This window comes from Brevibacillus sp. NSP2.1, assembly GCF_000470975.2.
Lineage (GTDB): Bacteria > Bacillota > Bacilli > Brevibacillales > Brevibacillaceae > Brevibacillus > Brevibacillus agri.
The window spans coordinates 3,160,583-3,172,451 of sequence record NZ_CP048274.1; the positions used below are offsets into that span (position 1 = coordinate 3,160,583).

Consider the following 11,869-nt stretch of genomic DNA (forward strand, 5'->3'; position numbering starts at 1 on the left):
TTGTATGTATCATCCTTGCTTTATATTCTACAGAACTTTCAGACGAACGAAAAGCAAAGAGAAGGGGAAAAGCACACTCCCCTTCTCTTTTTCGCCGTTACATCTCTTTGTGAGACGTGTTGCTGTTTTTGTTTTGCTTCGCGATGCGCTTTGCCTCTCGTTTGGCCTGACGCGCTGCCTTGCGGGCGAGCCGTCTTTCTTTGGCTCCTTCAAACAACGAGTACAGCACAGGCACGAGCACCAGCGTCACCAGCGTGTGGAAGATCAAGCCGGAAATTACGGCTGTCGCGAGCGGTGCCTCCAGGTCGGAGCCTTCCGCCATCGCCAGTCCCATCGGCAGCATCCCCAGAATCGCCGTCAGCTTCGTCATGATAACCGGGCGGACGCGGTCCTTCGTGCCTTGTACAATCGCTTCGGCGGTAGCCATCCCGCGATTGCGCAGCAGGTTGATCCGGTCGATCAGCAAAATCGCGTTGGACACGACGATCCCGACCAGCATGATAATCCCGATCATCGCCATTTCGCCAAACGTTCGTTGTGTAAGCACGAAGCCCATCACCACGCCGACCAAGGCCATCGGAATCGTCAGCAAAATAATGAACGGCTGCGAGAGACGGCCAAACTGCGCGACCATGATGACGTAGATCAACGCGAGCACGCCGACGAAGACGAAAATCCCTTGCGCGAGGTTGGCGCTTTGCTCTTTCAGCTTCCCGGCGATCTCCACCTTGTACCCGGCAGGAACGACCAGGCCCGGCAGCTTCTCATTTATTTCACGGCCAACCGTCCCCAAGTCGCTTCCTTGCATCTCGGCAGATACCGTTACGATCCGCTCGCCTTTTTCATGGATCAACGTAATCGGAGACTTGCTGTAGTACCAGTCCACGAGGTCAGCCAGCGGCACCTGGGCGCCGTCCTTGGCTGTCACCATCATTTGCTTGAGCTGTTCCGGGTGCTTCAGCCAGTCGTCCGGCATTTGGGCGACGACATCCACCTCGATTCCATCCTTCGTGATCGACGTGATCTGCTGGCTGCCAATCCATACGCTCAACTGCTGGAGCAAGGAGCGGTGGTCGACGTTCAGTCTGGCGAGCGCCTCCTGCTTCGGAATGAGCGTTACTTTTTCCTTGCCTTCTTTAAAGTCGTTGCGAATGTTGGTCAAGCCCGGTACGGTGGACAGCATGCCTTCCACATCGGTAGCGATTTTGCGCATTTGCTCCATATCATCCCCGATGATGTCGAGCTGGATCGGCGCCGAAGCCCCTTGCTGCCCGAACGTCATCGAGATGGATTCAATGCCCGGGATCGAGTTGAGGCGATCGTTAATATCGGCCGTCAACAGTTCTTTGTCGCGCGTGCGCTCTGATTTCGGCACGAGCGAAATGAAAATCTCCGACCCTGTGCTGGAGGAGAAGAAGAACACGTCTTTTACTTCCGGGATGCCGCGCAGCGCTTCCTCTCCGGTCAGTGCCGCCTTCTGTGCCCGCTCCAGGGTGGAGCCTGTAGGCATCTCCAGCGTGGCAAAAATGAAGTTTTCATTCGGGTTAATGCCTTGCCCCATCTTCATGAGCGGCATGAGGAAGCCCGCGCCGACAAACATCAGGAGCGCGACGATAATCGTCTTGACCCGGTGGCGCAAGGCCAGTCGCAAGAGGCTGTTAAACAACCGATTAACCACATGCTCTTTTCCTTCGCCTTCCAGCGCGACGTGTTTGTCTTTTTGCAAAAAACGATCGGAAAAGACGGGAACGAAAAAGAAAGCGGCGATGGTCGATGCGATAATGGCGGAAGATACCGTAAAGGCAATCGTCGCCAAAATCGGTTTGAGCCAGTCTTCAAAGTCAGCAAAGACGAGCGGCAAAAAGACGATGATGATCGTGAGCTGCGAGGTGAAGACCGGCGTCAAAACCTCTCGCGTTCCTTTGATAATCGCCTGCTTGAGCTCCTCGCCTCTTTCCCGGAAGTGGTAAATGCTCTCCAGGACGACGATTGCGGCGTCGACAATCAGGCCGACAGACAAGCTAAGCGAGAGCAGGCTGACCATGTCAATGTTGTAGCCGCCGATTTTCATGGCGATAAACGTCATGAGCGCGGACAGCGGCAGCGTCGTCGCGATGACGAGCGTCACCCGCCAGTTGCGCAGGAACACGAACAAGATGATGATCGCCAGCGCGCCACCGATCAAAACGTCACGGCTGAGGTTGGTCACCGCATGCTCGATGTACGAAACGGCTTCGAACATGACTTTCATCTGGTATTTGCCATTCGCTTCCGCATTGATCCCGCGGACGACTTCCTCGACTTTGCGCTGGGTCGTAATCAGGTCGCTGCCATCCGCGCGCGAAACGCTCAAGTGCACGAATACGTTTCCGTTCGTCAGCGCTACCGAATCTTTCACTTTTCCACGCAAGTCCTCGACCGTCGCGAGCTGTTCCAACGTAACCGTGCCGTTTGGCGTCACAATCGGCAACGCGTTCAGTTCCTGAACCGAGTTGAACGTGTTGTCAATCATGACGACGGTGTCAAAGCCCGTGTTTTCCAGCGTGCCGATCGCTTGCTTCCAGTTCGTCTCCTGAAGCTGCGAGATCACCTCTGACGGGGTAGTCCGATACGCACTCAGCCTGTCTGGACGCAAAGTGATGGCGATCTTGTTTTCGAAGCTGCGGTCCGATACGGCGACTTCCTTCACCCCGGACACTTCCTCGATCCGGTCCTTGATCGTCGTTTTCGCCAGGCTGAGCATCGCCTGCGGATCGGCTCCGACCAACGCGTAGTCGATCATTTGTTCATTCCCGAAGTTCATCTGGTTCACGCTGACGCTGTCAACGGCTTTCGGGAACCCGTTGCGCAAGCGGTTCACGGCATTTTGCACGTCCTGCTTGACTTTTTCGCCTTGCCCTTCCGTGGCCGTAATCTGCACGTTGACGTAGCCGGTACCTGTCGTAGACGAAAATTCTTTGATATCCGCAATCGATTTCAGTTCCTGCTCTACTTTTTTCGTAATCTTCTCTTCCATCTCTTCCGGAGGCAGCGCCCCACCTGAGATGTTGACGGAGAGCACGGGGAAGTTCGTTTTCGGAACCAGCTCAACGTTGAAGCTGAGCAGGGAGCCAAGACCGGCGATGACGAGCAAAAAGGTAAACAGATAGACGATCAGGCGCCGCTTCAGCAAAAAGAGAATCATCTTGTTCATGCGCTATTCTCCCTTCGCCTCTACTTTTTGCCCCTCGACGTAGAAAGTAATACCGCTGCGCAAAAGCTGGTCGCCTTCTTTGACACCCGAGAGAATCTCGATTTGATCGTCGACAATTTGTCCGGTTTTGACTTCCTTTTTCACGGTCAGGCCGTTTTCCACCGCCATGACGTAATGCTGGGTAGAGCTGACTCCGACGCTTTCCAGCGGTACGAGGAACCCGTTTACTTTGCGCGGCGCCTCAATCGTCGCAGCCATTCCCCCGCGCCAGAAGCCGTCTGGGTTCGGAATCGTCACTTCCACGCGGTACTTGCCCGTCTCCTTGCTCACGACAGGCGAGACGAAGGTAATCGTGCCCTCGCTCTTTTTCCCGTCGTCAGATACTGCCTGCACCTTCGCCTTTTCCTGGAACTGGCTGATGAGATCGTTGGTGACGTCGAGCGTGACCTTCACTTCCGTCAAGTCGACCAGATGGACGATTTTCTCGCCTGGAGAAGCCTGCTCGCCAGTCTGCTTGTAAACGTCTACGACCGTTCCGGCAAAAGGCGCGTGAATTTTCGCATCATCCAGACTCTTTTTCGCCCGCTCCACCTGTCCGGCTGCCGCCTTGATCGAAGCGTTCGCCATCGCGATGTCCTCTGGCTGCGCTCCGCGTTGCAGCTCGGTGAGCGACAACTGGGCGTCGCGGGCGGAAATTTCCGCTTGGGTCAGGGCGCGGCGCAAATCATTTATTTCGGTTTGCGAAATAGCGCCTCCCGCGAACAGCTTCTCGCCTGCTGCGAGGTCTTGTTTCGCCTTTTCCAGACGGCTCTGGGCACTTTGCACTTGCAGGCGCTGCTGCTCGATCGCTTCTGCTGTCGCGCCCTTCAGCGCTTTCGTTTTGCGGGCGGCCGCCTCTTCTACCTGGCTGGCAGCGGCTTCGACTTCTTTTTGGTAGTAGCGCGAATCCAGTGTCGCCAAAAGCTGTCCTTGTGCAATCTTCATCCCTTTGCTCACCTGGATGGCCGAAATCGTTCCCCCAGTGCCAAAGGGCAGTTCCGCGCCGCGCTTTGCTTCCACCATTCCCGTTACCCGCAGGAAAACAGGTTGTGCGGCCTTCTGTACTTTGACGACCTCCACGACTTTCGCTTTGGCTTCCACCTGCGCCGGAGGCTCTGGTGCCGGTCCTCCGCAGCCGGCTGTAACCAGCAAGAGAGAGGCCATAATGATCGATGCCCGTTTTTTCACAATGATTCCTCCAAATGTTCACAATCATTCCCTTGCGTAATTGTGCCAGTTTTTACCTTTCCTGCAAAACAGTCAGTGGTTGGAAATTTGCCTCAGCCCCGAGACGGAGAACACAATCCCCACCAGTTCATAAGTATATACGAACAATATGCAGGACCGTTACCTTTTTTTGGACTTCTCGCTAATATTTTGTAAAAAGGGAAAAGGCAGCCAAACCCGATAGCTTGACTGCCTTTTCATGCGGTGACGCTGTTTAGTTTTCTGCGAGAAGCTGTTCCATTTCGTCCAGCAAGCCTTTGAACACGCTCAACGCTTCCGCGATCGGAGCCGGAGAAGCCATGTCCACGCCCGCCTTTTTCAAGAGATTGAGCGGATAGTCGGAGCTGCCGCCCTTGAGGAATTGCAGGTAGCGGTCCACAGCCGGCTGGCCTTCCTCCAAAATCTGTTTGGACAAGGACGTCGCGGCCGAAAACCCGGTGGCGTACTTGTAGACGTAGAAGTTGCGATAGAAGTGCGGGATGCGCGCCCACTCCAGGTCCACCTCGCTGTCCACGACCATCTCCGGTCCGTGGTAAGCGACGTTCAGCTCGCGGTAAATCGCGCTGAGCGAATCGGCTGTCAGCGGCTCTCCCTGCTCCTCCTTCTCGTGCACGATCTTTTCGAACTCGGCAAACATCGTTTGCCGGAAAACGGTGCCGCGGAATTGCTCCAGGTAGTAGTTGATTAAGTACATCCGCTGCTTTTTGTCTGTCGTGGTCTGCAGCAAGTGGTGCATCAGCAACGCTTCGTTGAGCGTCGAAGCCACTTCGGCCACGAAAATTTTGTAGTCCGCATACGTGTACGGCTGCGCCTGGTTGGAGTGGTAGCTGTGCAGCGCATGGCCCATCTCGTGCGCCAGCGTAAACATGTTGTTCACGTTATCCTGGTAGTTCATGAGCACGTACGGATGGGTCGTGTACGCGCCCCACGAATACGCCCCGCTCGTCTTTCCTTCGTTTTCGTGCACGTCGATCCAGCCGTTGGAAAAGCCTTCGGCAAGCACGCGGCCGTACTCTTCGCCGAGCGGATGCAGGGCTTCCTTGATCGTGGCTACCGCCTGGTCGTACGGGATTTTCATGTCGACCTCGGGCACGATCGGCACGTACAGGTCGTACATGTGCAGCTCCTCTACGCCGAGCAGCTTTTTGCGCAGAGCGATGTAGCGGTGCATGAGCGGCAAATGCTCGCGGATCGTCGAGATCAGATTGTCGTACACGGACAAGTCCACATTGTCCGAGAAAAGAGCCGCGTACAGCGCGGACGGATATTTGCGCGTCCGGGCGTAGAAGACGTCGCCTTTGATCGCAGAAGTCAGCGACGCCGCGATCGTATTGCGGAACTTGCCGTACGTGGCGTACAGCGCCTGGAAAGCTTCCTTGCGCACGCGTCTGTCCTTGCTCTCCATGAACTGCGTGTAGCGCCCTTTGGTCAGCTCGACCTCTTCGCCGTTTTCGTCCGTAATCATCGGGAACTTCATGTCGGCGTTGTTCAGCATGCCAAAAATTTTGGTCGGGGCAGAAGCCAGCTCGCTCATGTTCGCCAGAAGCGCCTCTTCTTCCGCGGAAAGCGTATGCGGCTTGAAGCGCGTAATCTCTTCCAGCAAAATCCGGTAATGCGCGAGTCCCTCTGTTTCCTTGATCCACTTCTCCAGCTCTTCTGTCGGGATCGCCAAAATCTCCGGCTGTATGTACGCGATTGCCCCGTACACTTGCGTGCTGAGGCTGGTGGCACGGTCAGTCAGTCCCTGATACGTGCTGTTCGCATTGTCCTCGTCGCGGCGCATGCGCGCGTACACGTACACGGTATCGAGCGTCTTCAGCAGCTCGTCCTGCAAGGTCAGCGCTGCGAGCAACTGCTTCCCGGACTGCGCCAGCGTCCCTTTCAGAGCGGCAATCTGCTCGGTCAGTTGCTTCGCCTTTTGCACATCCTTTTCCCAGTCCGCGTCGGTCGCGTAAATATCCTCCAACCGCCACTTGTATTCAGCGGGGACGTCACTTCGTTTTGGCAATGTTTTGCTTTTGTTCACCGCGATCACTCCCTCGTCATTTGCACAAGAATGGTCAAATCATTCATATGTGACTATCCTACCGTATTATGCCATCTTGTTCAAATCATTAGCACAGTTGGCACCTGCTTTTTCGCGGCAAAAGAAAAAAGCTGAGCTTCTCCTGCGGAAAAGTCAGCTTTTTCCTACGCCCACATAGCGAAATCCGGCTTCCTTGACGATTTTGGCCGGCCACGCATTGCGTCCGTCCAGCAAAACGGGCTGGGCCATCTTTTGGTAGACCTGTTCCCAATCGAGCTGCACGCACTCTTTCCACTCGGTAATTAAAAGCGCGGCATGTGCGCCTTGCACGGCTTCTTCGGCTGTCTTGGTGTACGTAACGTTCGGAAACTTCTGCCGCACGGCGTCGGTTGCGATCGGATCGTAGGCGAAAACCGCAGCTCCCTTTTCCTCCAGCGCTTGCAGGACGGCCAGGGACGGCGCCTCGCGAATGTCGTCCGTATCCGGTTTGAACGCCAATCCGAGTACCGCGATCCGCTTGCCGCGACAGTCCGGAACGAACGGTTGCAACTGCTGCAAAAACCAGACGGGCTGCGTGGCGTTGACTTTGCGCACTTGCTCCAAAATACCGAGCGAGATGCCGTTTTGCGCAGCGAGCTGCAGCAAGGCAATCGTGTCTTTCGGAAAACAGGATCCGCCATAGCCGACGCCCGCCCGCAAAAACTCCGGCCCGATCCGGCTGTCCAGCCCCATGCCGTGCGCGATCGTCACGATATCGGTTCCCAGTGCCGCGCTCAGCCGCGCCAGCTCATTCATGAAAGAAATGCGCGTCGCCAAAAAGGCGTTGGAGGCGTACTTAATCAGTTCGGCGTTCGCGCGGGTCGTGACCACGCGCGGAGCGTCCACCCCCTTGTACAGCTCCTCCATGACCTCTCTCGTTTCCGGCTCGCCCGCTCCAATGACAATCCGCGAAGGCGCCAGCGCGTCGTACAGCGCACTGCCCTCTCGCAGAAACTCCGGATTGGACGCGACCGACAGCTCCCCGCAGCCGCTGAGCAGCTCGGCAACCTTGTCGCCCGTCCCCACTGGCACCGTGCTTTTGACGACTACGACTCGCCTTTTCGGGGAGGCTTGATGCATCTGTTCGATCGCAGCTACGGCACTGTACAAATAGCGCAAATCGGCGGTCCCGTCAGCCGCTTCCGGAGTGCCGACGCAAACAAAGAAAACGTCCGCGTCTGCTGCCTCCTGCAGCTTCGTGGAAAAAGCGAGGGTGCCGTTTTCCAGCACCTGTTTCAGCGCTTCCTCCAACCCGGGCTCGTAGATGGGCGAGATTCCTTGCCTCAGTTTGACAATTTTGGCTTCGACCAGATCGATGCCGATCACCTGATGGCCGTTCATGGCCAGGGAGACAGCGGTTGTCAGCCCTACGTAGCCGGTACCGATAACGGCAACTTTCATCACTTCACCTCATCGTTTTTTCATCACACGCAAATAAAGCTCCTCCAGTTTGAGACGCTGCTGGTGAATATCGTGGTTTTTCTCCACCTTCATCCTCGCCCGCGCCGTCATTTCCGGCCATTCGTGCGCGGATGCGAGCACGTGGTTTATCATCCGTCCGAGCTTCGCCGGAGAGCGCTCCGGGACGAGATAGCCGGACTCCCCGTGCTCCACCAGTTCGGGAATGCCCGCGTGATACGTCGAAATGACGGGCCTGCCGGACGCCATCGCTTCCATCAGCACGTTCGGGATGCCTTCCTGGTCGCCGTTTTTGGCCGTTTTGCAGGCGATGACAAACAGATGGCATCGCGCCAGCTCGCGCTGCACCGCTTGATGCGGCAAAGCGCCCTTGAGGACGACTTGCTTTTCCAGCTTGTATTTTTTAATCATGCTGCGCAGCTTTTTCTTTTTCTCGCCGTCGCCGACGATAATCAGCTTGGCCTTCGGATGCTTTTTGTGCACCTGCACGAACGCCTGGATTAACGTGTCCATGCCTTTTTTCTCCGTCAGGCGGCCAACGCTGAGCAGCCGGTACTCGCCATCGTGGACCGGCTGGGGCGGCAGCATCGGAAATTTGCGCAGATCAATGCCGGAGCGGATCAGCGTGATTTTGTCGCCCGAGCAGCCCAGGCGGATCAGCCGCTTTTTCATATGATTGCTGACGACGGTAAACGCCTTGCCTTTGCGAAACAGTCGCTTCAGCGAGCGGCGATAGCCCGGATTTTCCCGCACGCGCTTGGTCGCATCAAAGCCGTGAAAAGAAGTAATCAACGGCAGTCCCGCCTTTTTGGCGTACGGAAGCAGCTCCAGGCCAGCCGGGCCAAACCGCGCATGCAAGCATTTGATCTTTTTTCGCTTCAGCCACCCGGAGAGGCCCGCCATTGCCTTGCGCACATAGACCGGCGAGTACGGAAACTGTTTGCGGTTGAACGGCCGCTGTCTGGTCAGCACGACAGGTTTGACTCTCTGGTGCCCAAGCAATTGCTCGTAGATGAAGGTTTCGCTTCGGGGCAGGAATTTTCTCCGATAGACGAGGACCCGATGCATGCAACTGGCCTCCTATTTTCGAGTTTTAGCTCCTCGGCTGAAAACGCATATCCGCCAACTGCCGACGAAGCCCCTCTTCCAAGGAAACTTGCGGACGGTAGCCCAGGCGCTGCTCAGCCAGCCGAATGTCCGCGCAAGTGCGCAGCGAGTCGCCTGCCGGACCGGGCTGAAAGCTGATTTTCGGCGAGATGTTCATCAGCGTGCCCATGATGTTCAGCACGTCGATCAATTTGACTTCACGATTTCCACCCACATTAAATATCTCGCCGGGTGCAGCGTGGCGCCCCGCCAATATGTTTGCCTCCACGGCGTCCGTAACGTAGGTAAAGTCTCGCGATTGCTGCCCATCTCCGTAAACGACGACGGGATCTCCCTTCATCATTTGCCGGAAAAAGCGGTGAAAAGCCATGTCCGGCCGCTGTCTCGGGCCGTACACGGTAAAGTAGCGCAGCATCGTGATCGGCAGTCCGTACGCTTTGACGTAGACGGAGCACACCTGCTCCATCGCTTCCTTCGTGACGCCATAAGGCGATACGGGACGCAGCGGAGCAGATTCGTCCGTTAGCGTCCCTTGCATCGTGCCGTACACAGAAGAGGAAGAAGAGACGACGATGACAGGCGGTTTTGGCCTTTGCATGCACGCCTCCAGAAGCAGTTGGGTAGCCAAAATATTGTGACTGACGTACTCCGCGAATGCCTTGCCCCAACTGTTCCGCACGCCGGGCAGCGCAGCCAGGTGATAGACCACATCTACTCCGTCCAGCCAGTCTTTCCACCGCTCTGCCTGCAGCATGGTTGAATGAAAAGTAAAGGCGGGATGGCTCCCGATCTCTGCGAGATTGCGGAGTTTGGCAGCAACGTCGTAGTTATCGACGAAGCCGTCGATGCCGATCACTGTCACCCCGTCATTTAGCAAGCGCTGGGTCAGATGCGACCCGATAAAACCAGCACAACCGGTGACAAGTGCTTTTGTCATCGCTTCCGCCGCCTCACTTTCTTCAACCGTTTAATGACGAGATAGCCATCCTTGTAGCCGTAGACCGCTTTGTATTTGTTGCCCCAGCGTTTGAGGTAATAATTGAACGTTTTTTTGCGTAAATGATTGCGTCTCCGCTTCATCTTGTTGTCGGTAAGCTGTCCTTTGTGCTTCGTCCGGTTGTACAGCTTGCGATTGATAAACCGGACGCGGTATTTTTCAATCAGCCGCAAAATGATGCGCCGATCCTCCATGATTCGGCCTTCGTATTTGTCGGAGGTATCCCAACCTCCGACCTCCCGAAGCGCTTCGACCCGGTAGCAGCGCGGCGCCACCATCCAGCGGTTGTACTTCAAAAACTGGTATTTGTTGCGAAAATGCTTGTGCTTGACGAGAAACGGGTTGTAGTATTTCCCGCGCCGCACTCGCCATATTTTGACGTTGCCGTAGTAGAGCGCTGTACTTTTTTTACTCTTGCGAATGTACTTTTTAATGACAGCCAGCGTCCGTTTTGGCAGCCAATCGTCCGAATCAAGCTGCAAAAGGTATGGCGTGTCGACCATAGACAAGGCCTGATTCATCACTTTTCCGATGCCGGAGTTTTGTTCCATCCGGTAGTACATGATGTTCGGATGGTACAAATACTTCTCTACCTTTTTCCTCGTCTTGTCGGTAGAGGCATCGTCAATGATTAGCAGCTTCCAGTCTTTTGTCGTCTGCTTCAAGACACTGTTGATCGCTTTGCGGATGAACTTGGCGCGATTGTACGTCGGGATGACCACAGTAAAGGTTGGGTTCATGTGTCCTCCCTCTTCACGGCTGGAATGCGAATCGATGACTTGTCGCTTAAAATGAAGACACCGCTCGAATTGGCTGACTGTCCTGTCAAATGAGACGACCTTCCGAAAACGCTGTCCGTAACGCTCCAGGCGACGTCCATGAGCGAGCTGTTTTCCAACAGGATGCTGTTCTCAATGTGCGCACAATTTTTCAGATGCACCCCGTTTTGAATCGAAACGTACGGACCGAGCCGGCAATTTTCAATGTGACAGTCTTCCCCGATCAGCACAGGTCCGATAATCTCGCAGTTTGTGACGACGGACCTTTGGCCAATCTGGTGAGTCTGACCCAAATCTTTTGCCAGCATCCAACGGTTTGCCTCCAGCCAACGATCAATGGTTCCCACATCGGAATACTTGCCGCTCGTAAGTGCATGCGCAATATGAAAACCGCGATCAATCATGGACTGGATCGCATCCGTGATTTCATATTCACCACGGGCGGATGGCTGCAGTGTAGCAATCGACTCAAAAATGGGTGGGGTAAACAGGTATGCGCCAATGACAGCCAGATTGCTCTTCGGCTGACGAGGTTTTTCTTCCACGGAGACCAGACGCCCTTCCTGTACTTCGGCAATCCCATAATCCTGTGGTCTCTCCACTTCACTTAGCATCACAACACCGTCTGATTTTTCACTGGTAAACGCACGCATTAGCCCGTGCAGCGAATCCATCAACAAGTTGTCACCAAGTAACAAGATAAACGGTTCGTCTTGCAAGAACGGTTGCGCTAAATGGACAGCATGTGCGATTCCAAGCGGCACCTCCTGCTCGATAAAAGTAATGGTAGCCCCAAATTGACTACCATTGCCCACCAAGGGAGGAATCTGCACTTGGGAAGGGTGGATGACGATGCCGATGTCATGCACACCCACTTCACGCAGTTTGCTGATGCAGTAGTGTAATACCGGATGATTGGCCACAGGGAGGAGGGTTTTTGGTTGCGAATAGGAAAAGGGGTGCAGTCGCGTACCACGTCCAGCACACAAGATTAACCCTTTCACAAGTATCACTCCCCAGTTGTGCTCTGCGATACTTATAAG

General features: G+C 55.3%; 8 protein-coding genes. All 8 read right to left on the reverse strand.

What is annotated here, in order from left to right:
- Positions 1-97: 97 nt before the first annotated feature.
- Entirely contained in the window at positions 98-3,193 is a 3,096-nt protein-coding gene (locus M655_RS15210) for an efflux RND transporter permease subunit (RefSeq protein WP_007785357.1), read from the reverse strand.
- A gap of 3 nt (positions 3,194-3,196) precedes the next feature.
- Complete coding sequence (locus M655_RS15215) at positions 3,197-4,420, reverse strand: efflux RND transporter periplasmic adaptor subunit (protein ID WP_025843810.1); 1,224 nt, start codon at positions 4,418-4,420, stop codon at positions 3,197-3,199.
- A gap of 253 nt (positions 4,421-4,673) precedes the next feature.
- Positions 4,674-6,485, reverse strand: a complete 1,812-nt coding sequence (gene pepF / locus M655_RS15220; RefSeq protein ID WP_007785361.1) for an oligoendopeptidase F — start codon at positions 6,483-6,485, stop codon at positions 4,674-4,676.
- Positions 6,486-6,638: 153 nt separating this feature from the next.
- Complete coding sequence (locus tag M655_RS15225) at positions 6,639-7,925, reverse strand: UDP-glucose dehydrogenase family protein (RefSeq protein WP_005834593.1); 1,287 nt, start codon at positions 7,923-7,925, stop codon at positions 6,639-6,641.
- A 9-nt stretch (positions 7,926-7,934) separates the two neighbouring features.
- On the reverse strand, positions 7,935-9,011 hold the full coding sequence (locus tag M655_RS15230; protein WP_005834594.1) for a glycosyltransferase: 1,077 nt from the start codon (positions 9,009-9,011) through the stop codon (positions 7,935-7,937).
- Positions 9,012-9,036: 25 nt separating this feature from the next.
- Complete coding sequence (locus tag M655_RS15235; RefSeq protein WP_025843809.1) at positions 9,037-9,987, reverse strand: NAD-dependent epimerase/dehydratase family protein; 951 nt, start codon at positions 9,985-9,987, stop codon at positions 9,037-9,039.
- Positions 9,984-10,787, reverse strand: coding sequence for a glycosyltransferase family 2 protein (locus M655_RS15240; protein ID WP_007785367.1), 804 nt, complete (start codon positions 10,785-10,787; stop codon positions 9,984-9,986). The genes M655_RS15235 and M655_RS15240 overlap by 4 nt, the downstream gene beginning before the upstream one ends.
- Positions 10,784-11,830 (reverse strand): glucose-1-phosphate thymidylyltransferase, encoded by a 1,047-nt coding sequence (locus M655_RS15245; RefSeq protein ID WP_005834602.1) that lies wholly within the window; start codon positions 11,828-11,830, stop codon positions 10,784-10,786. The genes M655_RS15240 and M655_RS15245 overlap by 4 nt, the downstream gene beginning before the upstream one ends.
- Positions 11,831-11,869: the final 39 nt, after the last annotated feature.

Coding starts and splice junctions, on each gene's coding strand:
- M655_RS15210 (WP_007785357.1), bottom strand. CDS start 3,193: ATGAACAAGATGATTCTCTTTTTGCTGAAGCGGCGCCTGATCGTCTAT.
- M655_RS15225 (WP_005834593.1), bottom strand. CDS start 7,925: ATGAAAGTTGCCGTTATCGGTACCGGCTACGTAGGGCTGACAACCGCT.
- M655_RS15230 (WP_005834594.1), bottom strand. CDS start 9,011: ATGCATCGGGTCCTCGTCTATCGGAGAAAATTCCTGCCCCGAAGCGAA.
- M655_RS15235 (WP_025843809.1), bottom strand. CDS start 9,987: ATGACAAAAGCACTTGTCACCGGTTGTGCTGGTTTTATCGGGTCGCAT.
- M655_RS15240 (WP_007785367.1), bottom strand. CDS start 10,787: ATGAACCCAACCTTTACTGTGGTCATCCCGACGTACAATCGCGCCAAG.